Genomic DNA, 24,443 nt, shown 5'->3' with positions numbered 1-24,443 from the left:
CTCCATCTAAAAAGCGTCACGACATTTAGGTGACAAAAAGGCGACAGTTATTTATTTTCAATTGCTTACAGCACTTCCAGCTTAGCAAAAGACAACACCAACCACTTAGTGCCTTCGTCATCAAAGTTAACCTGAACCCGCGCTTGTGGCCCTTGTCCCTCGTAGTTCACCACTAGGCCCTCGCCAAATACCGGATGCTTTACCTTATCCCCCATGCTGACGTTTACTTCAGGTGCTTGATAGCGATTTAACACACTGCTGTTTTGCAGCTTAGCTTTTTCAGCTTGAAAATCGGGACGCTGTAATGACACAGGGCGGCTGATCTGCGAGCGCAAGCGTACTTCCTGTAAACATTCTTGGGGAATTTCTTTGATAAAGCGCGATGGACTGTTAAAGGATTCACTACCGAACAATCGACGGGATTCAGCGTAGGTGATGTACAGTTTCTCCATGGCACGGGTGATGCCCACATAACACAAACGACGTTCTTCCTCTAAGCGCCCTGGCTCTTCAAAGGACATTTTGCTCGGAAAAATATTTTCTTCCACCCCAGTCAGAAACACCAAAGGAAATTCCAAGCCTTTTGCGGAGTGCAAGGTCATCAACTGCACCGCATCTTGATATTCATCCGCTTGCGCATCACCCGCATCCAAAACCGCTTGATCCAAAAAGGCCATCAAAGGTGAGCTAAATTCCTCGTCTTCGTCGTTCCAACTGAAGCCACCCGCCGCGCCAATTAACTCTTTCAAGTTTTCAATACGCGCTTCGCCTTTTTCACCCTTTTCTTTTTCATGGAAAGGAATCAAACCGGCTTCGTCGATAATCTGTTCAAAAATGTCATTAAGATTCAAGTCCAGCTGCTGAACCGTGGTAATCAAACCTTCTACCAAGTGTAAGAAAGTTTTGATGGCATTGGTCGCACGCGCTGGCATCAAAGATTGTCGTACCACCTCTTGTGCCGCCTGCCACATAGAGCAGCCTTGATCTCGTGCTATCTCGCGTAAGGTACCAATACTGCGTTCACCAATACCACGTGGTGGCACATTAACCACCCTTTCCATGGCACCATCATCGTTAGGATCCAAGGCTAATCGCGCATAGGCTAAGGCATTTTTGATTTCCAAGCGATCGTAGAATCTGTGTCCACCATATATACGATAAGCAATCTGTTCCCTAACCAAGCATTCCTCTATGACACGTGACTGGGCATTGGAACGATATAAAATGGCCATATCTGTCAGGGAAGTGCCTTTGTCACGCCATTCTTTAATAACTCCCAGTATAAAACGTGCTTCATCCTGTTCGTTAAAACCTGCATAAATGGAAATCGGCTCGCCTTCACCACTGTCAGTCCACAGCTCTTTGCCTAAACGATCATCATTGTTTTGAATCAAGCCATTAGCGGCATTCAAAATATGTCCTGTAGAACGGTAATTTTGCTCCAAACGAATAGTATGAACATCGGTAAAGTGTTTACTGAAATTGTGAATGTTTTCAATTTTTGCACCACGCCACCCATAAATGGACTGATCGTCATCGCCCACTGCGGTGATGGTGCCTTGATCCCCCACCATAACTCTTAACCAAGCATATTGAATACTATTGGTATCTTGAAATTCGTCCACCAGCACATGACGAAAACGCTCTTGGTAATGACGCAATAATGCCGGCGTGCTCAGCATGAGTTCATGAGCACGCAGCAGCAACTCGCCAAAATCCAATAAGCCACCACGCTCACAAGCTTCTTCATAGTGATAGTAGAGTTCTCGCATGCCCTTCATAAAAGGATCATGACTGTCTGGCACATGCGCAGCTCGGCAACCTTCGTCTTTTTGCGCATTAATAAACCAGGCCACTTGCTTAGGTGGCCAACGAGTATCATCTATGCTCAGCTCACGCATAATACGTTTGATTAAACGCAGTTGATCGTCAGAATCCATGATCTGAAAATTTTCTTTTAAGCCCGCGTCACGCCAATGGGCACGCAACAAGCGATGCGCTAAACCGTGAAAGGTGCCGACCCACATACCTTGTGGTGGCACCCCAACCAGTTCTTCAATACGCCCTTGCATCTCACGAGCCGCTTTATTGGTAAAAGTCACTGCCATCAAGCTGTATGGTGACAGTTCATAAGCGTGCATCAACCAAGCAATACGATGTACTAATACGCGGGTTTTCCCTGATCCTGCACCAGCTAATACCAAGCTGTTTTGTAGTGGCGCCGCTACCGCTTCGCGCTGTTTATCATTTAGAGAATCAAGAATAAAAGAAACGTCCATTGATGTCCGCCAAGGTTAATTTCATTGGTTTGTCATAAAAAACACGTAAAAACAGATTGATTTTTGATCGATTTACGTTTTTTATAACTCATTAAGTAAGTTGTCTGTCTATTTTGACTTTTTTCAACGATCGATGACAGTGCTGATTGCACATCTGTAGACATCGAAAGGCTAAAAGAGGGGGATTGGGATGAGCAATTTGTCTGAAACACTAACAGAAGTAAAAACCGATATTCTTCACGCTTCCATCAGCTTGGATAACGAGAAGAAGCAACGCAACCAAAAAGAAGACGCCGCTCGCATGCTCAAAGCGCGACGTGCTATTGAGCAACATTTGGAACAAAAACGTTTACATCATAATATTTCCAACGGCTGGGATGACTAACTCTCTCAGCGTTAGAAATTACATCAATTGACCATTTGCACTTACCTAAGTGCAAATATGTTGTTGGTCCCTCTTTACCAGGCAAGTTATTGACTTGGCGTTAGTTTCTTTACGGTAAAAATACCAAACACTGTCACATTGTGACATTTCGCTACAGTTTTTATTGTCGCTTTTCTCCCTGTTTTATAGCGGTTACTCATGTCTTGGAGTACCATGTATCTGATTTTTACTATCTTCTAATCCATAATAAAAAAAGAAAATAACCCTCTTGGGGAGTTAACATGTTTGAACATATCCAAGCTGCTCCAGCAGATCCAATTTTGGGTCTAAACGACGCTTTCAAAAAAGATTCCAACCCAAACAAAATTAACCTTGGTGTTGGTGTGTACAAGGACGAACAGGGCCATACGCCCATTCTAAAGGCGGTAAAGCAAGCGGAAGAGCGTTTGTTGTTCCAGGAAAAATCAAAGAATTATCTCAGCATCGAAGGCAGTGAAAACTACCGCATCGCGGTACAAAAGCTACTCTTTGGTGAAGACCATCCTATTATTAGCAAGCAACTTGCCCACACGGCCCATACTCCTGGTGGTACTGGCGCATTACGTGTTGCTGCTGAATTCATTAAAAAGCATTTACCCGAAGCCACCATCTGGGTAAGTAACCCGACTTGGGCTAATCATCAATCTGTTTTTCAATCGGTTGGCTTAGAAGTAGGCAGCTATGCGTATTACAACGCTGACAACAAGACATTAGATTTTGAAGCCATGTTAGCCAGCCTATCTCAAGTACCTGAGGGCGATGTGGTGTTATTCCACGGCTGCTGCCACAACCCAACTGGCATAGATCCAACACCAGAACAATGGTACCAATTGGCAAAACTATGCAGCAAACAAGGCTTCTTAGCCTTATTCGACTTTGCTTATCAAGGTTTTGGTCAAAGCTTAACCGACGATGCGCAAGGTTTGAGGACCTTCTTAGACCATGTTCCAGAAATGTTAATTGCCAGTTCTTTCTCCAAGAACTTTGGTTTATACAATGAACGTGTTGGTGCTCTAACCATTGTTTGTGAGACCAGCGAACAAGCAGACGCAAGTTTCACACAAATTAAGCGTTGTATCCGCACAAACTACTCAAACCCACCGTCTCACGGTTCTGCAGTCGTTGCAGAGATTCTAAATGATGCTGAGCTTTATGTTTTATGGGAAAGTGAACTGGACGCAATGCGCAGTCGCATTCATGAAATGCGCAGTTTGTTTGTAAACACCTTAAGAGCAAAAGGGGTTGAACAGGACTTTTCCTTTATATCTCAACAACAGGGTATGTTCTCTTTCTCAGGCTTAACGCCAGACCAAGTCAAACAATTACGCAATGAATTTGGTATTTACATTGTAGGATCTGGACGCATTAACGTGGCTGGTATGACCCACGATAATATGACTCCGCTATGTGAAGCGATTGCTCAAGTGCTCAAAGGCTAATTCAGTCTAAGACAATAAGTCTGATAAAAAAGCGGTCATCGATTAAATATCTATGATCGCTTTTTGTTTCGCTTATGCTTCATATTTGCTAATTTATCTTGCTGTATTTTTTATTGGCGTAACCCTAGTTCGCCTATAGAGGAGAGCAAAATGGCCGCCACCCTAATTTATTGTTATGACCCTATGTGTAGTTGGTGTTGGGGATTTCGTCCCACATGGATCAAGCTACAAAAAGCACTTCAGGGACTCATTGACGAAGATAAATTATTAATACAACCAATGTTAGGTGGCTTAGCTGTGGATTCAGATACGCCTATGCCTGATGACATGCGTATCAAGTTACAAGCCACTTGGCACACTATTCAGCGTCAATTAGGTACTGAATTCAATTTTGACTTTTGGCAACATAATGTACCAAGACGTTCAACCTATCCAGCTTGTCGAGCCTGCTATGTGGCGCGGGATTTTGGTTTAGAAGACGAAATGTACCATGCTATTCAACAAGCCTATTATCTTAACGCTAAAAATCCTTCTGATTTGGATACGTTAGTAGCCTGTGCAGAACACATCGGCCTCAAAGCAGAAGGGTTTAGAAAGGCCATGGCGCATGTTGCTCAGCAAGCTTTGTTAGAAGAGGAAATTGCACAAGCCCGTCATTTACAGCTTAACTCTTTTCCTTCCTTAGCCCTTATTAAAGGCGATCGGCTGGTTCCTATCGCCATTGATTATCAAGATCCTCTCAGCATGCTTGAGAGTATAAAAAAGGCACTTTAAGCACCTTTTTTATACTAACCAAAATCGTGATTGATTAAATCCAACATGGGATTGTATAAAGGTTCTGAGGTGTTATTAGTGGACTCTTTTTTTTCTGTATCTGATTTTGTGTTATCAGATTCTTCTGTTTCTGTTTTAACTTCCAACTCTTCAACCGCTTGCTCAGCCTCTTCGACTTCACTGGTCTTTGCTTGTTGATCTGCTTGTAAATACTCCACCAAACCATCTATCAGTGGCTCCGCGTATTCACTGGTAACATTCAATGCCAACCAATAATCGGCATCTGTTTCTGGACTGAGTAAAGCCCCCGGCACCATAGCATGACGGAAATTGGCCATTAAAGCCGGTGTTGTTTCAGCAGTAACTGGCTTGGTTAAACGCATCCACAAAGCCAAACCGCCTTTATTAGTTACCACACTTACTTGCTCAGCCATCAATTGATCGATTTTGGCTTTAATGCGCTCAGCATTCGCCCATACTTCGCGCCCTCGACGTAATATACAACGTTTACTGGTGGTTTGTAGTAAGTCACTCAAGGCCGCCTGTTGGGTTTCATTTAACGCCATATCAGCCGCTAGAAAAGCGCCATCTAATCTATCTTGATGTCGTCCCGGAATACACCAAGCAAGAGATTGCTCCGTAAAATGACTCTCCACCCCACCTATATAGACAATATGATCGTGTTGATCCAAGGATTTATAGGTCATTAAAGGCGCTGAACGGTGTGCTAAGTGAGAACATAAATCCCATTCAATGACGGGCAACTGAGTTTCTTCTATGATGGCTAACCAACGGCGTAAACTAAGATTACTGATTAACTGCCCGGTAGGAAAAGCAAACTGACCGGGTAAAATGATCAATTTAATGGGCTCGTCTCTTAAACAGCGAATGGCCAGATCCAAATCCACACCGCGATCACCCGCTGTTATGCTTACCACACGACGCCCTAAACTCTGTAAGGTTCCTGCTAACCTTGGGTCACATGGGGTAAGCAATAAGACAGTATCATCTTGTTGAGTTAAGTTCTGAATACTCTGAGTCAGCATGGTCAACGGCGATCGCCCTAACCAAAGTTGCGCGGCACGGGTTTTAATCCCCATTTCTTTAAGATAATCACTGACCACTTCACGTACTGCCAAGTGCCCTTTTCCCAAAACGGGTAGACTGGTATCAAGGTGTCGACCATTGGCCTGCTGCAACAGATTGGTTTGATCCACCAAAGCACAATGGTGAGCCAAGCTGCTCCAAGCAATTTTGGCGCTCTGTTGTTGCGTTGCATGTAAAGATTCTCCTGCAAGCAATAAAGCAGGTTTGGTGTCACTACGATGACAAACAAAATAGCCAGACTTTGGTCGTGATTCAATCCAGCCATCTTGACACAGCAATTCATAGCCATGAATCACAGTATTCAAACTAAAGCCCAATTGCTTGGACAAACTTCTTAGCGATGGCATCTTGTCTCCGGGACGTAACGCCTCCTGTGACATCTGCTCAAGAAACCAATCGACAACGCCTTTGTATAAGAAATCTGCCACGATTTTGTACCTTTTTAGTGATATTGCTTTCTATCTGTTATCAATCATTGTCTTTGATCGCAAAAAACGCAAGTAAAAGTCTATTATTTCCTGAATTTTATAGGAATTAAGGTACAATTTTACGGGTATGTTTAATGAATCTCCTATGTTAGGCAGTTATGGCTTTCGACCCACATTCACTTCGTTCACACTTTCCTATTTTGGCTCAACAGGTACACGACAAACCGCTTATCTATTTGGATAACGCCGCCACCACACAAAAGCCAATGAGCGTGCTGCAAACCATGCAAGACTATTACTTAACCAACAATGCCAATGTCCATCGCGGTGTACATTTTTTAAGTGACAAGGCCACCAACCAGTTTGAAAATGCACGACAGCGTGTGGCGCAATTTATCAATGCCCCGCAAGAGAATCAGATTATTTGGACCAAAGGTACCACAGAATCCATTAATCTCGTGGCTTATGGCTTAGAGCATTTAATACAAGCGGGCGACGAGATACTCATTACCAGCTTAGAACATCACGCCAATCTAGTACCTTGGCAACAACTGGCGTTTCGAACCGGAGCGCGACTGCGTATATTACCTTTGACCTCAGATGCCGAATGGCAAGAAGAACTGGCGCACTACTTTACTGAGCGAACTAAGATTTTTGCCGTCACTCAAGTATCCAACGCCATTGGTGTTCATACGCCCATCACAACCCTTATCAAAAAAGCCAAACAACAAGGAGCCTTCACCTTAGTCGATGGAGCACAAGCCGTGGCCCATTATCCAGTTGATGTTGTGGCTTTAGATTGTGATTTTTACGTGTTTTCTGGACATAAAATGTATGGTCCAACAGGCATTGGCGTACTCTATGGTAAACAGCATGCCCTGGAAGTCTTAATACCTTATCAGACTGGTGGAGAAATGGTGTCAAAGGTGTCTTACCAAGCAACAGAGTTTAATGTCTTACCTTATCGACTTGAAGCAGGTACACCTCATATGGAAGGGGCTATTGGCCTTGCCACGGCTTGTGACTTTATTGCTCAACAAGACAGAGAGGCTATGTTGGCTTGGGAACAACAGCTTGCTAACCATGTGTGGGTAACCTTACAAAAAGCCGCCAACATAGAAATCTATTCTCCTGAACAAAATGCCACCTTAGTATCTTTATCTGTACCCAATATTCATACCCTCGATCTCAATGCTTTTCTAGACAGCCAAGGCATAGCGGTTCGAGCTGGCAGCCACTGTGCCCAACCACTCATGGCACAACTTGGCGTTTCAGGGACATTGCGAGCCTCCTTCGCTTGCTACAATACTTTAGAAGAAGCTGACCGCTTTTGTGATGTACTCATTGAAGCCATTGACTTATTAAATGATGAGTAACAAAAGATGACTGATTCAAATAACCAAACAAGCATCAAAGCTAAGCTGCAAGCTTGTCGCAGCAGAGAAGATACCTTCAAAACCCTCGTCGACTTAAGCAAAAGCTTGATTAGACTATCACCAGAGGACAAAACCGAAGAGAACAAGATCAAAGGCTGCGAAAGCGCCGTGTGGCTAATTGAAAACAAACAAGATGGTGTATGCCATTTTCGAGCCGACAGCGATGCCAAACTCATGCGCGGCGTTTTAGTGGCTTTGCTCAGTCTAGTGAATGGCAAAAGCAAGGAAGACATACAAGCAATGGATTTAGCAAACGCACTGACAGAGCTTAATCTAGGCAGCTATCTCACCAGTTCGAGAAGCAATGGCGTGTTGGCGATTTTAGATAGGATTATAGCTAACTAAAATCTATCGTTATCAGCTCGTTTTAGGTTATTTATCTTAGTTTTACCTAAGATTTTCAATAACAAGTTACGTAAAGATCGTAATATTGGATACAAAATGGTAGCCACTTTTTTGGAGCTAAATAGCCTATAATTCAAGCGATTAAACACTCCTGATCGACTACTTAGTAGGGATAGCAGATGTATAGCATCCGCTCCGTAATACAGATGTCCATCCATTTTTAATACCATTCCTTGATCGATATCCAAGCCCTCTTCGGTAACTTCCTTCAAGACTTCAGGGTTCACTCTGGCATCAATAAGTACTAGCTCTCCGACACTTTGACGTATGCGAACGATTTGACAATAAAAATGACAAGCAGGGCATTCTTTATCATAAATAAGCAAAATCTGTTTCTTTGTCATGCATTACACCAGTTGTGATGAGATCAAATATCATTGTTAAGTTATCGAATATCTATTCCCTTTACTTACGTCATGTTTTATTGATCAACATAATAATCCGCTCATACATCAAACAGAATAGACTCAAGACAAATGGATGAACTTCTTTAATCATAAAGTAAACACCAAATAACTAACTTAGTTTACTTTCTTAGCCAGTTTTTGTAACACACGACTCACCGCCACAAAACCAAAGGTCGCGGTGACGACCGTGCTGGCGCCAAAACCAGTATCACAGTTCATCTTGGTTTCTGTATCCCCTTTTTGTCTTTGTTCACAAACTGTTCCGTCTAGTTGCGGATATTTAAGCTGTTCAAGGGAATACACACATTCAATCTCAAAACGGCGCTTGGTATTGCGCGGAAAGTTGTAATGGCGGCGCAGATAATTTCTGAGCTTGGCGGCGAGCGGATCTTGTTCAGTACGAGAAAGATCGGCTATTTGAATTTGCGTCGGGTCGATTTGACCACCTGCACCACCTATCGTAATGACTTTACGTTTATTACGCTTACACCAAGCGATCAGAGCGGCTTTTGGCTTGAGGCTGTCAATCGCATCAACAATGTAGTCAAACGGCTCTGAGAGGAGCTCAGGCAGATTATCTGGAGTAATAAAGTCCTCTATACAAGTCACCTGACAGTCGGGATTAATCAAGGCGATGCGTTCTTGCATGGCGTCTACTTTGGCTTTACCAACATTGCCATCTAGCGCGTGGATTTGACGATTGGTATTGGTGACACAAACGTCATCCATATCAATCAGGGTAATATGACCAATACCGGAACGAGCTAAGGCTTCCGCCGCCCACGAACCCACCCCACCTATGCCGATGACACATATGTGAGAACGCTGAAACGCCTCGTAAGCCAAATTGCCATAAAGGCGGCGAATGCCACCAAACCTTTGATCATCTGTCACTTTTTTCTCCCAGCATTGCTGTGTAACGCAAGCCCATCGCCAACACGATATACCTGCGCCTTATTCGTATTCCGTGTATTCTATTCACTTGTGTGTATTCATTCAGGTATCCCCATTCATCATGAGCCAAGATGCTTTCGAACAACTCGGACTGACAGCAAGAGAAACCCTGCTTTATCAAACCCTGCTGAAATTAGGCCCATCCTCGATTCGCGATATCGCCGAACACAGCGGCATCAATCGTGGTAGTGCGTATGAATCGTTAAAACAGTTACAAAGCAAAGGGGTGGTAAGCTATTTTCCCAAAGGCAAACGCCGCTTTTTCTCCGCAGAAAGCCCGGATATTTTACTCGATTTGGCAGAAGAAAAACGTCAACGTTTGGACAAAACCATTGAATCTTTAAAGAACACAATTATACCCAATTTGCATCAGCAACAACCTGACTATCACCAAACCAACGTTCGTTATTACGAAGGGGATGATGGTATAGAGTGGGTATTGCGCGACATATTAAACGTGGTTTCCGATCAAGATCACAAGGAATATTGCGTGTTTTCCTCTAAGCCCATCCGGCCTTATTTGTATCGCCCTTTCCCTAATTATACCAAGCAACGTATCAAGCTTGGCATCAACGTAAAAGTAATCGCTTTAGGTGATGGTGGTGAAGACGCAGAATTATCAGAACGTAAGTGGATTAAAACAGAGGGAAGTGTTGATGCTAGTTATATTGCCATTTACCCCCCCAAATGTGCCATTATTTCGTTAGCCAGTAATAACTTTCCTTCCGCTGTGGTACTGGAATCACAAGACATTGCCAAAGCTCAGCAGATCATTTTTGACACCTTGTGGAAAATGCTCTAAGTCTCTTGCTGACTTTTCATTCGTTGAATAAAAATCAGGCATAAAAAAGCAGCCATCAGGCTGCTTTTTTGACATTGCTACAAAAGGTTGCGCGCTTATTTTTTATCGCGGAACTGCTGTAGGGTGCGCAGGCGAGCCATGGCTTCCGCCAACTCCGCTGTCGCACGAGTATAGTCGATATCAGGATTTTGGTGCGCTAATAGCTCTTTCGCATGTTCTTGAGCTTTTACCGCCGCCTCTTCATCCAAATCTTTTGCACGTGTAGCCGTGTTAGCCAAAACAGTGACACGGTGCGGTTGTACTTCTAAGAAGCCACCCGACACGAAGATAAATTCTTCTTCACCGCCTTCTTTAACCACACGTACTGGACCTGGCTCCAAAGTCGTCAATAACGCAGCGTGTCCTGGCATGATACCAAGATCGCCGTAGCTACCCGGAGCCACAAGAGTCTCAACAGAGCCTGAGAAAATCTCTTGTTCGGCGCTTACGATATCGCAATGTACCGTTCTAGCCATAAGATGCCTCTCTTAGTCAGGCTAAACGGGTAACCACAGTTACCCGTTACGCTTGTGATTAAAGTTTCTTAGCTTTTTCGACCGCTTCGTCGATGCTACCAATCATGTAGAAGGCTTGCTCTGGCAGATCATCATACTCACCGTCAAGGATGCCTTTGAAACCACGAATGGTATCTTTCAAAGAAACATACTTACCAGGAGCGCCAGTGAAGACTTCAGCTACGAAGAATGGCTGAGACAAGAAACGCTGGATCTTACGAGAACGGTTAACGGTCTGCTTATCTTCTTCAGAAAGCTCGTCCATACCCAAGATCGCGATAATGTCTTTCAATTCTTTGTAACGTTGCAATACCATCTGTACGCCACGAGCCACTTCATAGTGCTCTTGACCGATAACAAGAGGGTCAAGCTGACGAGAGGTACTGTCTAGAGGATCGATCGCTGGGTAGATACCCAAAGCAGCGATATCACGAGACAATACAACCGTTGCGTCCAAGTGCGAGAAAGTAGTTGCTGGAGACGGGTCAGTCAAGTCATCGGCAGGTACGTATACCGCTTGTACCGAAGTGATCGAACCTGTCTTAGTTGAGGTAATACGTTCTTGTAGTACACCCATCTCTTCCGCAAGCGTTGGCTGGTAACCTACCGCAGATGGCATACGACCTAGCAATGCAGATACCTCAGTACCGGCAAGCGTGTAACGGTAGATGTTATCTACAAAGAAAAGTACGTCACGGCCTTCATCACGGAATTTCTCCGCCATGGTCAAACCCGTCAAAGCAACACGAAGACGGTTACCTGGTGGCTCGTTCATCTGACCGTATACTAGAGATACTTTGTCGATTACGTTCGAATCCGTCATCTCATGGTAGAAGTCGTTACCCTCACGAGTACGCTCACCAACACCGGCAAATACAGAGTAACCGCTGTGCTCAATCGCGATGTTACGGATAAGTTCCATCATGTTTACGGTTTTACCAACACCGGCACCACCAAACAGACCAACTTTACCACCTTTCGCGAAAGGACATACAAGGTCGATTACCTTAATACCCGTTTCCAGTAGTTCATTTCCAGAAGCTTGCTCATCGTAAGAAGGAGCAGAACGGTGGATAGACCAACGCGCTTCTTCACCGATTGGGCCTTTTTCATCAATTGGGTTACCCAGAACGTCCATAATACGTCCTAGAGTTTGTGTACCAACAGGCACAGAAACTGGGTTGCCAGTGTTTGTTACTGGTAGACCACGTTTCATACCATCAGTTGAACCCATGGCGATGGTACGAACAACACCGTCGCCTAGCTGTTGTTGAACTTCCAACACCAACTCTTTACCCTCGATTGTGAGGGCGTCGTATACTTTTGGCACGCTATCACGTGGGAATTCCACGTCGATAACAGCACCGATAATCTGTACGATTTGTCCGCTACTCATGTTCGGATCCTCTTAATACCTAAATACCTTAAACCGCTGCCGCGCCGCCGACTATCTCAGAAATTTCCTGAGTAATCGCTGCTTGACGAGCCTTGTTGTACACCAACTGCAATTCATCAATGATATCGCCAGCGTTGTCCGTTGCATTTTTCATGGCAAGCATACGCGCTGCTTGTTCACATGCAATGTTCTCAACCACTGCTTGATATACCTGAGATTCAATATAGCGAACCAATAACTCGTCGAGAATTTCAACGGGCTCAGGCTCATAGATGTAATCCCAGTGGTGCTGTAACTCTGTATTCTCTTCTGCTTTCAACGGCAGTAGCTGTTCAATGCGTGGTTTCTGAGTCATGGTGTTAACAAACTCATTGGAAACCACAAACAATTGATCAATGCGACCATCATCAAAAGCATCCAGCATCACCTTCACACTACCAACAAGATCGTCAGCTTTAGGTGTATCACCTAAACCAGTGTGGGCTGCTGTGACATTTCCGCCGTAATTGCGAAAGAAAGAAACCGCTTTGGCACCAATAGCACAGATATCAATTTCGATATCAGCTTCAGCAAACTGCTTCATATCTTTAATAGCGGTTTTAAACGCGTTAACGTTCAAACCACCACACAATCCACGGTCAGAAGAGACTACGATATAACCAACACGCTTCGCCTCACGCTCAGTAAGGTAACGGTGTTTATACTCAGGATTCGCGTTAGCCAAATGGCCAACTACTTGGCGAATTCGTTCCGCATACGGACGAGAAGCGGCCATACGATCCTGAGCTTTACGCGTCTTACTCGCCGCTACTTTTTCCATAGCACGAGTGATTTTTCGCGTATTGTTAATGCTCGAAATCTGAGTACGTATCTCTTTTCCGACTGCCATAATAGAACTGCCCTTGTGAGAATGTTATTTCACAAACTGCACGAAAAAGGTGACAAGATCAACTTGCCACCAGATTCATTACCAGGTTTGCGTCGCTTTAAACTTCTCGATTGATGCTTTAAATGTTGCTTCAATCTCGCCGTTATAATTGCCCGTTTTGTTGATGTCAGCCATCAAATCAGCGTGTTCGCTGTTCATGTAGCTCAACAATGCACTTTCAAAGCTGGCAATTTTGCTTGTTTCAACATCTTCAAGGAAGCCTTCATTGGCAGCGTAAAGAACCACGCCCATATCAGCAACAGGTAGTGGAGAGAACTGTTTCTGTTTCATCAGTTCAGTCACTTGCTTACCATGTTCTAGCTGTTTACGAGTGGCTTCATCTAGGTCAGATGCGAACTGAGCGAATGCCGCCAATTCACGATACTGAGCCAATGCAAGACGGATACCACCACCTAGCTTCTTGACGATCTTAGTTTGCGCTGCACCACCGACACGAGATACCGAAATACCGGCATTCATTGCTGGGCGAATACCCGCATTAAATGAACTCGCTTCTAGGAATATCTGACCATCTGTGATGGAAATAACGTTAGTCGGTACGAATGCAGATACATCGCCACCTTGTGTCTCGATGATAGGCAAAGCAGTCAAAGAACCGGTCTGGCCTTTCACTTCACCATTAGTGAACTTCTCAACATAGTCTGCACTAACACGAGAAGCACGCTCAAGAAGACGAGAGTGTAGATAGAAAACATCACCCGGATAAGCTTCACGACCTGGTGGACGACGCAATAGCAAAGAAATCTGACGGTAAGCCCAAGCTTGCTTGGTCAAATCATCATAAATGATCAATGCATCTTCACCACGGTCACGGAAGTATTCACCCATAGTACAACCAGTATAAGGTGCTAGGTAAAGCATCGCCGCAGGATCAGATGCGCCCGCGTTTACTACTGTTGTGTACTCCATAGCACCGGCTTCTTCAAGCTTACGCACTACGTTGGCAATAGTTGATTGTTTCTGACCAATGGCAACATACACACACTTAATGCCACTGTTTTTCTGGGCAATGATGGTGTCAATAGCCAAAGCTGTCTTACCAATCTGACGATCACCGATAATCAACTCACGCTGACCACGGCCGATTGGCACCATGGAATCGATTGCTTTGTAGCCTGTTTGAATAGGTTGATCAACTGATTGACGATCAATTACACCTGGCGCAACTTTTTCAACTTTATCAGTTAGTTTTGCGTCAACTGCGCCCTTGCCATCAATAGGATTACCTAATGCGTCAACAACACGACCAAGCAATTCAGGACCAATTGGAACTTCCAATATGCGACCTGTACATTTTACTTTTTGACCTTCAACTAGGTCTTGGTAATTACCCAGTACTACTGCACCGACAGAGTCACGCTCTAGGTTCAAAGCAATACCGTAAACACCACCAGGGAATTCAACCATTTCCCCGTACATAACATCTGCCAAACCGTGGATCAGAACGATACCGTCTGCCACGCTGACAATTGTGCCCTCATTTTGGGCATCAGAAGAAACATCGAGGTTCTCGATGCGCTTCTTGATAATCTCGCTGATCTCAGATGGATTCAGTTGCTGCATGCTAAATTCCTCAACCCTGGTTTCGACTTAACGGAACACTAGGAGTTTATCGCCTCGGACAGTTTCGCTAATTTACCGCGAACTGAACCGTCGATGATTAAGTCACCGGTACGGATAACCACGCCACCAATTAGGCTCGCGTCTGTTTCATTGGTTAAGTTGACAGTACGGTCCAACTTCTTACTCAATGAATCAACCAATGCTTTAACTTGTTCTGCTGACAATTCAAAAGCGGTTGTGAACTTAACGTTCACGGCTTTTTCATAATTCAACTTGAACAAGGTGAACAGCTCAGAAATTACAGGAAGAAGCGCTAAGCGATTATTCTCTGCAAGGGTCAACAAAAATGCTTTCCCAGAATCTGATACTACTTCACCACAAACATCGGCTAGAGCGTTTGCCTTCTCTTGCGCACTAAAAGCCGGATTTTCGAGTGCCTTACGAAGCTTAGGTTCCAATGTCACAGAGGCTAGTACATCTAGCATATCGGCCCACTGTGCAATTTGACCTTGTTCTTTGGCTACTTCGAAACTCGCCTTTGCGTACGGTCGCGCGACTGTTTTTAATTCAGCCATAATGACCCTCGCTTAAAGCTCTTTGGCGAGTTGTTCAACGATCTCGCTGTGTGCTTTTTCGTCAATGGTGGCTCCCAAAATTTTCTCGGCGCCGGCATAGGCAAGAGCAGAAACTTGTGCACGCAATGCTTCTTTAGCACGCAATACATCTTGCTCTATTTCCGTTTGAGCCGCTTCACGAAGACGTTTACCGTCTGCGATCACTTGCTCTTTTGCCTCGTCGATCATTTGGTTCGCACGTTTATTGGCTTGTTCAATAATCTCGGCCGCGCTTTCTTTGCTGTCACGTAAAATTTTATCAGCTTGTTCTTGAGCTAATTCAAGATCACGTGAGGCACGATTCGCTGCTTCCAAACCGTCTGCAATTTTCTTGCTGCGCTCTTCCAGCGCAGCAATTACTGGTGGCCACACGAATTTCATGCAGAACCAGACAAAAATGGCAAACGAGATAGCTTGGCCTACAAGTGTGAGATTTAAATTCACGCTAATACCCTCGCTCTTAGTCGTTTAAAATTGATCTCTGCAAAAAATGCAGAATTAACCAGCGACCAAAGCAACAAATGGGTTTGCGAACGTGAAGAACAATGCAATACCAACACCGATCATAGATACTGCGTCCAAAAGACCAGCAACGATGAACATCTTAGTTTGAAGCATTGGAGCAAGTTCAGGTTGACGAGCACTTGCTTCAAGGAATTTACCACCCAAGATCGCAAAGCCAATCGCTGTACCTAGAGCAGCCAAACCAATAAGGATTGCTACAGAGATAACAGTTAAACCAACTACAGTTTCCATTTTAACTCCTAATTTTACAGTTTTTAGATTTTAAGGTTTTAAAAATTATTACTTTTAAAGAACACACTTTTAGTGATCTTCGTGCGCCATACTCAGGTAGACGATAGTCAACATCATAAAGATGAAAGCTTGAAGCACGATGACCAAAATATGGAAAATCGCCCACGGCACCGACAGCAACCACTGCAAACCGAATGGCAATAAAGCAATCAAGATAAAAATCAATTCGCCAGCATATAGGTTACCGAACAAACGCAAGGCTAATGAAACAGGCTTGGCAAGCAGTCCTACCCCTTCTAACAGCAAGTTAAAAGGAATCATCCACTTACCAAAAGGCTGCAAAGTAAGTTCTCCGACAAACCCACTCACGCCTTTGATCTTGATGCTGTAAAAAATGATCAATACAAACACAGACAAAGATAAACCCAAGGTAGCATTCAAGTCTGTCGTTGGTACGAATTTGAAATATACATGATGCGGATCTGCACCGAATAAATGAACGCCTATGAATTGGGCTGTCGCTGGTAAAAAGTCAACAGGTACCAAATCCATCAAGTTCAACAAGAAGATCCAAACAAAAATAGTCAAGGACAAAGGCGCAACCATCTTGCTTTTGCCATGAAAACTTTCTTTGATATTGGTGTCTACAAACTCCACTATCATTTCTACAAAGTTTTGTAGACCTGACGGTGTTTCTGCAGAGGCTTTTTTGGCGGCCTTACGGAACAACCACAAAAACAATAGACCCAAAGCAATCGAAACTGCCAAGGTATCTACGTGGATGGCCCAAAAACCCATTTCAGCGGCTTCTTTAGCACTATGAGCAAATCCCCATGTACCATCAGGGTGTTGACCAAAGGTCAAGTTCTGAAGGTGGTGCTTTATATATGACGCAGCACTTGGACTTTCAACTCCCATACTTATACCCACACTCTCTCAATGATTAAAATTCTTATTACACCTTGATGCTGCTCTAAACATTACGAAGCATCAAAGGGCTGAGCCAGTGACTCAAAATAGCCAAACCAAAACCGGCGAAAAATGCACTCGCCGACAGTGGCTTTATCAGTAGAAAAACCAGCGACAATAACACCGCTGTCAATACCAACTTACTGGCTTCTCCACGATAAAATGTTCTTACCATTTCTTTAGCAGGACGTGTTCCTTTACCACCAAAGACCCGCCATGCCATCAAATAACTGGGAATCAAACTGCACAGCGCTCCGGCAAAAAAAGAATAGCCATAGAGACCACCCAATGCCAAAAAAATTCCCATAGTGATCATCAAAGAGAGAAACAATTGCCACCGCAAGAAACCCATCACTGCTTTCTTCTTCGCATTAAGAATCTCAGTGGTACTAAGCGGTTTATTCAAGCTCATGTAGTCACTCTCTGGGCACGCAAAGGCTGCACTACAAAAGTGCAACCAATGTGGCATTTTCTAAAATTCGAGGCATTATAGGGGTAATAGCGATGGGGTTCAACTCAATCTGACGCGCAAAATCACTTTAAAAGGTTCTGATTTTGGATAAAAAAGTACATACTTTTAGTAAATCATCATTTTTCAGCCATTAACTCACTGATCAATAACTCTAGGTGTTCTGGATTACGATATTCAATCACCAACTTACCTTTGCCTTTGGCACTGGGTTGAATTTTAACGGCGGCATTGATTTTTTGACTGATTTTCTCTGCTTCTGCACTCAAATCAGGCAATTCTGGTTTACTCTCGTCTGCTTTATCGGCGTTCACTTGGTAATTTTTCACCAATTTTTCTGTTTCTCGTACAGACAAAGACTTAGTCACCACCTGAGACGCAGCTTGAATTTGTTTATCATATTCCAAAGGCAATAAGGCACGCGCGTGTCCCATTTCTATATCACCGTGCTCAAGTAAGCGGCGTACTTCTGGCGTCAATCCCAATAAACGCAACAAATTGGCAACTGCAGAACGGGATTTTCCTACCGTGTCCGCTACTTCTTGTTGAGTTAAATTAAAATCTTCTACTAAGCGCTGCAATGCCAAAGCTTCTTCTACTGGATTAAGATCTTCACGTTGAATGTTTTCAATCAAAGCCAATACCACAGCATCCGCATCTTCCACATGACGGACAATAACAGGTACCTGCTCTAAGCCAGCTAACTTAGCAGCGCGCCAACGACGTTCACCAGCAATGATTTCATACTGATTAGGTCCACTGATAGGACGTACCACAATCGGCTGCATAATGCCTTGGGTACGAATCGAAGCAGCAAGATCTTCCAATTGTGAAGTATTCATATCACGACGAGGTTGAAATTTACCTTTAGATAACCATTCTACGGGTAAATAGGTGAGCCCTTTTACCTGATCTTCCGCCGTATCGCCATCAACATCCTTGGTCACGCTTGTCTGTGGTGCCAATAATGCATCTAAACCTCGACCTAGGCCTCTTTTTTTCGTCGTCATTCTATTAACCTTAATGCCATTAAACTGCTGTTATGCTGCACGTTTACGAATAAATTCGCCCGCCAATGCTAGATAGGCGATAGCACCACGAGATTGTTTCTCATAATGCAACACCGGCAAACCATAGCTAGGAGATTCCGCCAAACGAATATTTCTTGGAATTACAGTGTCATAAACCTTGTTGCCAAAATATTTGTGCAGTTGCACAGACACATCATGAGTCAAACTCGGACGAGGATCATACATGGTTCGCACTATGCCTTCGACCTCCAAAGATGGGTTTAATGCTTGTGTGATACGTTCAATGGTTTGAAGGAGCGCACTAAGACCCTCTAGTGCGTAATATTCACATTGCACAGGAATCAACACTCCTTGCGACGCGGCAAGAGCATTGACCGTTAGCATGTTCAACGCAGGTGGACAATCGAGTAGAATGAAATCAAAATCATTATCTACCTCATATAAGCCAGCTCTTAAACGCGTTTCTTTGCTCGGAAGATCCAGCAACGCCACTTCTGCACCAGTTAAATCGCCATTAGCTGGCAATACCCAATAATCACCTGGAGAACTTTTTTTCATGACTTCTTTAACGCCATGAGACCCCACTAGCACATCGTAGACACTGGTTTCCAATTCTTCTTTACTAAGGCCACTGCCAGTGGTCGCGTTTCCTTGTGGATCCAAATCAATTAATAACACTCGACGCTTCATAGCCGTCAAAGACGCTGCTAAGTTAACGCAAGTCGTGGTTTTACCTACGCCACCTTTTTGATTTGTCACTGCGATAATTCTAGCCATGCTTTATCCTTTACGCGTCATTACTACCATATGACGTTCCGCCTGAACACTTGGCACGGAAAGAGGATCTATCGAAAGTACTTCAACCTCTTTCGGCAGTGCCGCTATTTCCTCATGAGGGTATACACCCTTCATAGCTAAAAAGTTACCCGATTGTTTAGGAAGTGGCAAAGTCCAATTGATCATATCTTGCAAAGAAGCAAAAGCTCTGGAAATAACATGATGGTATTCGCCTTGTTGCGGATGTTTTTCAACTCGCTCATTAGCTACCATAACATTTGCCATGCCCAATTCCATTTTCACTTGAGTCAAAAAACGGGTTTTTTTGCCATTACTGTCCAACAAAGTAAACTCTTTGTCAGGATAACATATAGCAAGCACCATACCAGGTAAACCTGGCCCAGTACCCACATCGATGATTTTTTCACCAGTAATGTAAGGTAAGGTCGCCAAACTGTCGAGCAAATGCAATGAAATCATTTGCTCCACATCTCGTATGGCCGTCAAATTATAAGCTTTATTCCATTTTTCCAACATGGCTATATAACGAACTAGACGTTCAATAGTGTCATTGGATAGAGTAGCGCCCATTTGTAGGGCGCCTTGTTGGATGGTATCAAAGTGCGTCACAATCGATCCGTATACATTGGCTAAATTCGATTGCTGATTTTAGGCACTTTTTTTAGCAATGGCACGCTTTTTCAGATGAATTAACAATAACGACACAGCTGCGGGCGTCACCCCTTGAATACGTGAAGCAGCGGCTAAAGTGGCTGGACGTGCTGCTTGCAATTTTTGTTTTATTTCGTTGGATAAGCCTTCCATTTGCTGATAATCCAAATCCACTGGCAATGGCGTATTTTCCTGACGACGCAAACGCTCGATATCGTCCGCCTGACGGGCAATGTAGCCAGCGTATTTCACTGAAATCTGTACCTGTTCAGCGACTTGCTCATCCACAGCTTGCTCTGGCGCACTTTTTAAATTGGCAATGTCATCGTAGACAACACCCGGACGTTTCAATAAATCCAACAAACTGTATTCATGAGTAATTGGCGCTTCCAATTTTGGATTAATCAGCTCTGCCGCAGGTGAATTTGGTACAATCCAATTAGATTTCAGACGTTGAGTTTCTTCTTCAATGGCTTCACGTTTTTGACAAAAAGCCGCCCAGCGGGCATCAGAGACCAAACCAATTTCACGTCCTTTTTCTGTTAAACGCATATCGGCGTTGTCTTCACGTAAGATCAAACGGTATTCCGCGCGACTGGTAAACATACGATAAGGTTCTTTGGTACCCATGGTAATAAGATCGTCAACCAATACCCCCAAATACCCTTCATCACGACGAGGTGTCCAAGCGTCTTTGTCTTGCGACATCAATGCAGCATTAGCGCCCGCCAATAAACCCTGTGCGCCCGCTTCTTCATAGCCTGTGGTCCCATTGATTTGCCCAGCAAAGAACAAACCTGACATGTGTTTGGTTTCTAACGAATACTTCAGGTCTTGTGGATTAAAGTAATCGTATTCAATGGCATAACCTGGACGGGTAATGTGGGCATTTTCCATTCCTTTCATAGAACGAACTAAATCAATCTGTACATCAAATGGCAATGAGGTCGAGATGCCATTTGGATATAATTCGTGCGTCGTCAAACCTTCCGGTTCAATAAAGATTTGATGGGAATTTTTATCCGCAAAGCGCACAATTTTGTCTTCAATCGAAGGACAATATCTTGGCCCAACGCCCTCAATTACCCCAGTGTACATTGGTGATCTGTCCATACCTCTGCGGATAATATCGTGAGTATTTTCATTGGTATGAGTAATAAAACACTCAATTTGACGAGGGTGCATCTGACGGTTCCCCATGTAAGACATCACAGGAGTAATGTCATCACCAGGTTGCACCTGCATTTGTGAAAAATCCACTGAACGAGCATCGATTCTAGGTGGTGTACCGGTTTTTAAACGATCCACTCTAAAAGGCAAAGCACGCAATTTTTCTGCCAAACCAATGGACGGAGGATCACCTGCGCGACCACCCGCATGATGTTGTAAACCAACGTGTATTACCCCTCCTAAAAAAGTCCCGGCAGTTAACACCACTGTTTTGCTGTTAAAGCGTATACCAGTTTGGGTGATGACCCCACGTGCTGCTCCGTCTTCAACAATCAGATCTTCAACCGATTGTTGGAATAACCAAAGATTTTCTTGGTTCTCTAGCTGATGACGAATTGCCGCTTTATACAAAATACGATCAGCTTGAGCACGGGTTGCTCGTACCGCAGGACCTTTACGTGAATTCAAGGTACGAAATTGAATACCTGCCTGATCAGTTGCCAATGCCATGGCACCATCTAAAGCGTCAATTTCTTTCACCAGATGAGATTTCCCAATACCACCAATGGCCGGGTTACAGGACATTTGTCCTAATGTTTCAATATTGTGTGAAAGCAGAAGTGTTTTCACGCCCATACGTGCTGCTGCCAAAGCAGCTTCCGTTCCAGCATGTCCACCACCCACGACAATCACATCAAAGCGACTTGGGAAATCCACAGCAACCTCAAAAAAACTAAGTGAATAAAAAACGATCAATTTCTGATAAGGGCGCCTAGTATAAAGGCAAATTTTGAAAAAGAAAGAGAGACGAAAGCATTTTAACCGGTCATCAATATATAAATAAAAAGATAAATATATAGTGTTTTTTATGTATGTTATGTCTATATGTCACCATATTTTCTGGGGAAAAATCATAAATTTACATAAATATCATAATGTTACGCTTATAAAATCTTGTTGAAAATAGCCCTTATTTCTTGTTATGTGGATAATCTCTTCTTGTGTATAACTTAGTGAGTTATACAGAGACTGAATTCACTTCCTTTTTTATTAAAAACTGTGCAAAACTTCTTTTCAAGCTATCACCAAAGTTATCAACAATACGGTTTTAAGTTTTTTATATTATTAGTTTATTGTTTTTAAAGGATTTTTTTATTGTTTTGAAAGAATATATGGATTCTGTATAGATTTTTAATCCACAGTTAACCTATTGAAAAAAAGATAATTTTTTTCAATTTATCCATTTTACTGTTGATAAATACAGTATTAGATTTTTATTTTTCATCCTGTTCGTGATATTTGATTTTTCTAGACGAGTGGTCTAATTTAAGCAGCAGATTTACTGTTAGGTGCCACTATGCCTGAGTTAAGCAAAACCTCATCACGAGGTCGACCAAAGAAAACCTCCTCGCAAGGAGAACAAACCAGACAGGCATTACTCCACGCTGGGGTTGCTTTATTAACTGAAAAAGGCTTTATCAATAGTGGTATTGAGCCCATTCTGAAAATAGTAGGTGTACCTAAAGGTTCTTTTTATCACTACTTTGCCAGCAAAGAAGCTTTTGGCTTGCATGTGTTAGACAGTTATCAAGAGTATTTTGAAAATAAACTTGATCATTTTTTACTGAATGAGTCTTTATCTTGTGTTGATCGTCTTAGAGCCTTTGCCCAAGATGCCAGTCAAGGAATGGCAAAATACAATTATCAACGGGGTTGTTTGGTAGGCAATTTAGAACAGGAATCCACGCAACTGTCAGCGGCGTTTAATCTAAAGATTCAAGCCTGCTATCAAAGTTGGCAAGATAGATTGGCCAATTGCTTATTAACTGGACAGTCTCGTGGTGAATGGCAGCTACAGCAAGAGGCTCAATCTCTTGCGCAAATTTTTTGGCTAGGTTGGGAAGGTGCTGTGCATCGCGCAAGGTTATTGGTTTCAAGTCAGCCTTTAGAGAGTTTTATGGATTTTTTCATTAACAGCTTACGGGATTAAATTCTTATTAAGACAACCAGATAATCTATCTGGTTTTTTTGAATAATTTACTAGACGGTCGGTCTAATGGGAGGAGATATGTTTCAAGCACTAATTATTCATCAAGATGACGCCAATCAACAAGTATGTGAATTGGGTAACATTAGCGAAGATCAATTACCTGAAGGGGATGTATTAATTGCTGTTGATTACAGCACTCTTAATTACAAAGATGCCTTAGCTATAACAGGTAAAGGACGCATAGTGCGTTCATATCCTATGATCCCTGGAATAGATTTAGTTGGGCAAGTCATCGACAGTGCTTCTGAACGTTTTAGTACTGGCGATCAAGTGTTATTAAATGGTTTTGGTGTCGGTGAAAAACATTGGGGCGGTCTTGCTGAAAGAGCACGTTTAAAGAGTGATTGGTTGATTCCTTTGCCTCAGGGCATGACAGCTCAACAAGCCATGATGATAGGCACCGCGGGTTATACCGCTATGTTGTCGGTTATGGCCTTACAAAAACAAGGTGTTACACCAGAAGCGGGTGAAATCCTTGTAACTGGTGCTAATGGTGGTGTCGGTAGTTATGCCATTCGTATTCTTAGCCGTTTGGGATATCAAGTGGTTGCTTCAACAGGCAGAATGAGTGAGAAGGATTATCTTATATCATTAGGAGCCACTGATATTATTGATCGTGAGAGTCTGTCACAAGCAGGTAAACCTTTACAAAAAGAGCGTTGGGCAGGTGTGATTGATTGTGTTGGTAGCCATACTTTGGCAAATGCTTGTGCTACTACTCAATACGGTGGTGTGGTGACCGCTTGTGGTTTGGCACAAGGTATGGATTTTCCTGCTTCCGTGGCGCCTTTTATTTTACGCGGTGTTAGTTTGATCGGTATCGACAGTGTAATGCGCCCTTTAGCCGATAGAATAGAAGCTTGGCAAGCCTTGTATGATATTTTGCAAGCTGAAGATTATCAAAGTATTGCGGTTGAAATTTCCCTTTCAGAGGCAGAAGAAACGGCCTATAAATTGCTTGAAGGCAAGGTACGTGGTCGCGTGTTGGTGAAACTCGCGAAAGATTCGTCCAATTAGT

25 protein-coding genes are annotated in these 24,443 nt (G+C 43.4%); 8 read left to right on the top strand and 17 right to left on the bottom strand.

Annotated features, from left to right (window positions below; translation table 11 throughout):
* Window positions 1-65 precede the first annotated feature (65 nt).
* Window positions 66-2,279, bottom strand: a complete 2,214-nt coding sequence (gene uvrD / locus ABXS85_RS11920) for a DNA helicase II (protein ID WP_353666756.1) — start codon at window positions 2,277-2,279, stop codon at window positions 66-68.
* A 190-nt stretch (window positions 2,280-2,469) separates the two neighbouring features.
* Between uvrD and ABXS85_RS11915 the strand changes: the two genes are divergently transcribed.
* The 3 genes from ABXS85_RS11915 (at window position 2,470) to ABXS85_RS11905 (ending at window position 4,916) form a co-directional block, all read left to right on the top strand.
* Complete coding sequence (locus ABXS85_RS11915; protein WP_353666755.1) at window positions 2,470-2,664, top strand: hypothetical protein; 195 nt, start codon at window positions 2,470-2,472, stop codon at window positions 2,662-2,664.
* A gap of 281 nt (window positions 2,665-2,945) precedes the next feature.
* Window positions 2,946-4,142: an amino acid aminotransferase gene (locus ABXS85_RS11910; protein WP_353666754.1), complete on the top strand. Its 1,197-nt coding sequence runs from the start codon at window positions 2,946-2,948 to the stop codon at window positions 4,140-4,142.
* A gap of 150 nt (window positions 4,143-4,292) precedes the next feature.
* Window positions 4,293-4,916, top strand: a complete 624-nt coding sequence (locus ABXS85_RS11905) for a DsbA family protein (protein WP_353666753.1) — start codon at window positions 4,293-4,295, stop codon at window positions 4,914-4,916.
* Between the two features lie 14 nt (window positions 4,917-4,930).
* Here ABXS85_RS11905 and ABXS85_RS11900 read toward each other — a convergent pair whose 3' ends face one another.
* Complete coding sequence (locus tag ABXS85_RS11900) at window positions 4,931-6,451, bottom strand: GntR family transcriptional regulator (protein ID WP_353666752.1); 1,521 nt, start codon at window positions 6,449-6,451, stop codon at window positions 4,931-4,933.
* Between the two features lie 158 nt (window positions 6,452-6,609).
* Between ABXS85_RS11900 and ABXS85_RS11895 the strand changes: the two genes are divergently transcribed.
* The gene (locus ABXS85_RS11895; protein ID WP_353666751.1) at window positions 6,610-7,827 is read left to right on the top strand and encodes a cysteine desulfurase; all 1,218 of its coding nucleotides are present in this window, start codon (window positions 6,610-6,612) and stop codon (window positions 7,825-7,827) included.
* Between the two features lie 6 nt (window positions 7,828-7,833).
* Complete coding sequence (locus tag ABXS85_RS11890; RefSeq protein WP_353666750.1) at window positions 7,834-8,232, top strand: SufE family protein; 399 nt, start codon at window positions 7,834-7,836, stop codon at window positions 8,230-8,232.
* On the opposite strand, the gene ABXS85_RS11885 is transcribed toward ABXS85_RS11890, so the two are convergent.
* Together ABXS85_RS11885 and tcdA are read right to left on the bottom strand one after the other, a co-directional pair.
* Window positions 8,229-8,636 carry a DCC1-like thiol-disulfide oxidoreductase family protein gene (locus tag ABXS85_RS11885; protein WP_353666749.1) on the bottom strand — a complete coding sequence of 136 codons (408 nt, stop codon included), beginning with the start codon at window positions 8,634-8,636 and terminating at the stop codon, window positions 8,229-8,231. The two genes, ABXS85_RS11890 and ABXS85_RS11885, sit on opposite strands and share 4 nt — an antisense overlap.
* 177 nt (window positions 8,637-8,813) lie before the next feature.
* Complete coding sequence (gene tcdA, locus ABXS85_RS11880) at window positions 8,814-9,593, bottom strand: tRNA cyclic N6-threonylcarbamoyladenosine(37) synthase TcdA (protein WP_353666748.1); 780 nt, start codon at window positions 9,591-9,593, stop codon at window positions 8,814-8,816.
* A 121-nt stretch (window positions 9,594-9,714) separates the two neighbouring features.
* Between tcdA and ABXS85_RS11875 the strand changes: the two genes are divergently transcribed.
* Window positions 9,715-10,455 (top strand): helix-turn-helix domain-containing protein, encoded by a 741-nt coding sequence (locus ABXS85_RS11875; protein ID WP_353666747.1) that lies wholly within the window; start codon window positions 9,715-9,717, stop codon window positions 10,453-10,455.
* Between the two features lie 95 nt (window positions 10,456-10,550).
* On the opposite strand, the gene ABXS85_RS11870 is transcribed toward ABXS85_RS11875, so the two are convergent.
* The 13 genes from ABXS85_RS11870 to mnmG form a co-directional block, all read right to left on the bottom strand.
* Window positions 10,551-10,970: a F0F1 ATP synthase subunit epsilon gene (locus ABXS85_RS11870; protein ID WP_353666746.1), complete on the bottom strand. Its 420-nt coding sequence runs from the start codon at window positions 10,968-10,970 to the stop codon at window positions 10,551-10,553.
* 58 nt (window positions 10,971-11,028) lie between these two features.
* Complete coding sequence (atpD, locus tag ABXS85_RS11865) at window positions 11,029-12,405, bottom strand: F0F1 ATP synthase subunit beta (protein ID WP_353666745.1); 1,377 nt, start codon at window positions 12,403-12,405, stop codon at window positions 11,029-11,031.
* Window positions 12,406-12,433: 28 nt separating this feature from the next.
* Window positions 12,434-13,294 carry a F0F1 ATP synthase subunit gamma gene (gene atpG / locus ABXS85_RS11860; protein WP_353666744.1) on the bottom strand — a complete coding sequence of 287 codons (861 nt, stop codon included), beginning with the start codon at window positions 13,292-13,294 and terminating at the stop codon, window positions 12,434-12,436.
* A gap of 78 nt (window positions 13,295-13,372) precedes the next feature.
* Window positions 13,373-14,917: a F0F1 ATP synthase subunit alpha gene (gene atpA, locus ABXS85_RS11855; protein ID WP_353666743.1), complete on the bottom strand. Its 1,545-nt coding sequence runs from the start codon at window positions 14,915-14,917 to the stop codon at window positions 13,373-13,375.
* Between the two features lie 38 nt (window positions 14,918-14,955).
* Window positions 14,956-15,492: a F0F1 ATP synthase subunit delta gene (locus ABXS85_RS11850; RefSeq protein WP_353666742.1), complete on the bottom strand. Its 537-nt coding sequence runs from the start codon at window positions 15,490-15,492 to the stop codon at window positions 14,956-14,958.
* A gap of 12 nt (window positions 15,493-15,504) precedes the next feature.
* Complete coding sequence (locus tag ABXS85_RS11845) at window positions 15,505-15,975, bottom strand: F0F1 ATP synthase subunit B (RefSeq protein ID WP_353666741.1); 471 nt, start codon at window positions 15,973-15,975, stop codon at window positions 15,505-15,507.
* 54 nt (window positions 15,976-16,029) lie between these two features.
* Window positions 16,030-16,287: a F0F1 ATP synthase subunit C gene (gene atpE / locus ABXS85_RS11840; RefSeq protein WP_111605816.1), complete on the bottom strand. Its 258-nt coding sequence runs from the start codon at window positions 16,285-16,287 to the stop codon at window positions 16,030-16,032.
* Between the two features lie 69 nt (window positions 16,288-16,356).
* The gene (gene atpB / locus ABXS85_RS11835) at window positions 16,357-17,205 is read right to left on the bottom strand and encodes a F0F1 ATP synthase subunit A (RefSeq protein ID WP_353666740.1); all 849 of its coding nucleotides are present in this window, start codon (window positions 17,203-17,205) and stop codon (window positions 16,357-16,359) included.
* 55 nt (window positions 17,206-17,260) lie between these two features.
* On the bottom strand, window positions 17,261-17,668 hold the full coding sequence (locus ABXS85_RS11830; protein WP_353666739.1) for an ATP synthase subunit I: 408 nt from the start codon (window positions 17,666-17,668) through the stop codon (window positions 17,261-17,263).
* A 176-nt stretch (window positions 17,669-17,844) separates the two neighbouring features.
* The gene (locus ABXS85_RS11825; RefSeq protein WP_353666738.1) at window positions 17,845-18,735 is read right to left on the bottom strand and encodes a ParB/RepB/Spo0J family partition protein; all 891 of its coding nucleotides are present in this window, start codon (window positions 18,733-18,735) and stop codon (window positions 17,845-17,847) included.
* A 30-nt stretch (window positions 18,736-18,765) separates the two neighbouring features.
* Window positions 18,766-19,533: an AAA family ATPase gene (locus tag ABXS85_RS11820; protein ID WP_353666737.1), complete on the bottom strand. Its 768-nt coding sequence runs from the start codon at window positions 19,531-19,533 to the stop codon at window positions 18,766-18,768.
* Window positions 19,534-19,536: 3 nt separating this feature from the next.
* A complete protein-coding gene (gene rsmG, locus ABXS85_RS11815; protein WP_353666736.1) occupies window positions 19,537-20,163 on the bottom strand; it encodes a 16S rRNA (guanine(527)-N(7))-methyltransferase RsmG in 627 nt (208 codons plus the stop codon).
* A gap of 39 nt (window positions 20,164-20,202) precedes the next feature.
* A complete protein-coding gene (gene mnmG, locus ABXS85_RS11810) occupies window positions 20,203-22,092 on the bottom strand; it encodes a tRNA uridine-5-carboxymethylaminomethyl(34) synthesis enzyme MnmG (RefSeq protein ID WP_353666735.1) in 1,890 nt (629 codons plus the stop codon).
* Between the two features lie 640 nt (window positions 22,093-22,732).
* On the opposite strand from mnmG, the gene ABXS85_RS11805 reads away from it, so the two are divergent.
* Window positions 22,733-23,365, top strand: a complete 633-nt coding sequence (locus tag ABXS85_RS11805) for a TetR family transcriptional regulator C-terminal domain-containing protein (protein WP_353666734.1) — start codon at window positions 22,733-22,735, stop codon at window positions 23,363-23,365.
* A gap of 78 nt (window positions 23,366-23,443) precedes the next feature.
* Window positions 23,444-24,442 carry an MDR family oxidoreductase gene (locus ABXS85_RS11800; RefSeq protein ID WP_353666733.1) on the top strand — a complete coding sequence of 333 codons (999 nt, stop codon included), beginning with the start codon at window positions 23,444-23,446 and terminating at the stop codon, window positions 24,440-24,442.
* The last annotated feature ends 1 nt before the right edge of the window (window position 24,443 follow it).

The organism is Marinomonas sp. THO17 (assembly GCF_040436405.1).
Taxonomy (GTDB): domain Bacteria; phylum Pseudomonadota; class Gammaproteobacteria; order Pseudomonadales; family Marinomonadaceae; genus Marinomonas.
Note: the sequence above shows the minus strand (reverse complement) of the source record. Positions and strands in the feature narration are given on the sequence as shown.

Bases quoted from the DNA above. Each gene is read 5' to 3' on its own strand.
- atpD (WP_353666745.1), bottom strand. From the start codon at position 12,405: ATGAGTAGCGGACAAATCGTACAGATTATCGGTGCTGTTATCGACGTG.
- atpG (WP_353666744.1), bottom strand. From the start codon at position 13,294: ATGGCAGTCGGAAAAGAGATACGTACTCAGATTTCGAGCATTAACAAT.
- ABXS85_RS11905 (WP_353666753.1), top strand. From the start codon at position 4,293: ATGGCCGCCACCCTAATTTATTGTTATGACCCTATGTGTAGTTGGTGT.
- atpE (WP_111605816.1), bottom strand. From the start codon at position 16,287: ATGGAAACTGTAGTTGGTTTAACTGTTATCTCTGTAGCAATCCTTATT.
- ABXS85_RS11875 (WP_353666747.1), top strand. From the start codon at position 9,715: ATGAGCCAAGATGCTTTCGAACAACTCGGACTGACAGCAAGAGAAACC.
- ABXS85_RS11915 (WP_353666755.1), top strand. From the start codon at position 2,470: ATGAGCAATTTGTCTGAAACACTAACAGAAGTAAAAACCGATATTCTT.
- ABXS85_RS11890 (WP_353666750.1), top strand. From the start codon at position 7,834: ATGACTGATTCAAATAACCAAACAAGCATCAAAGCTAAGCTGCAAGCT.
- atpB (WP_353666740.1), bottom strand. From the start codon at position 17,205: ATGGGAGTTGAAAGTCCAAGTGCTGCGTCATATATAAAGCACCACCTT.
- ABXS85_RS11910 (WP_353666754.1), top strand. From the start codon at position 2,946: ATGTTTGAACATATCCAAGCTGCTCCAGCAGATCCAATTTTGGGTCTA.
- ABXS85_RS11885 (WP_353666749.1), bottom strand. From the start codon at position 8,636: ATGACAAAGAAACAGATTTTGCTTATTTATGATAAAGAATGCCCTGCT.
- ABXS85_RS11820 (WP_353666737.1), bottom strand. From the start codon at position 19,533: ATGGCTAGAATTATCGCAGTGACAAATCAAAAAGGTGGCGTAGGTAAA.
- ABXS85_RS11895 (WP_353666751.1), top strand. From the start codon at position 6,610: ATGGCTTTCGACCCACATTCACTTCGTTCACACTTTCCTATTTTGGCT.
- atpA (WP_353666743.1), bottom strand. From the start codon at position 14,917: ATGCAGCAACTGAATCCATCTGAGATCAGCGAGATTATCAAGAAGCGC.
- ABXS85_RS11850 (WP_353666742.1), bottom strand. From the start codon at position 15,492: ATGGCTGAATTAAAAACAGTCGCGCGACCGTACGCAAAGGCGAGTTTC.
- uvrD (WP_353666756.1), bottom strand. From the start codon at position 2,279: ATGGACGTTTCTTTTATTCTTGATTCTCTAAATGATAAACAGCGCGAA.
- ABXS85_RS11830 (WP_353666739.1), bottom strand. From the start codon at position 17,668: ATGAGCTTGAATAAACCGCTTAGTACCACTGAGATTCTTAATGCGAAG.
- ABXS85_RS11870 (WP_353666746.1), bottom strand. From the start codon at position 10,970: ATGGCTAGAACGGTACATTGCGATATCGTAAGCGCCGAACAAGAGATT.
- ABXS85_RS11805 (WP_353666734.1), top strand. From the start codon at position 22,733: ATGCCTGAGTTAAGCAAAACCTCATCACGAGGTCGACCAAAGAAAACC.
- ABXS85_RS11800 (WP_353666733.1), top strand. From the start codon at position 23,444: ATGTTTCAAGCACTAATTATTCATCAAGATGACGCCAATCAACAAGTA.
- ABXS85_RS11825 (WP_353666738.1), bottom strand. From the start codon at position 18,735: ATGACGACGAAAAAAAGAGGCCTAGGTCGAGGTTTAGATGCATTATTG.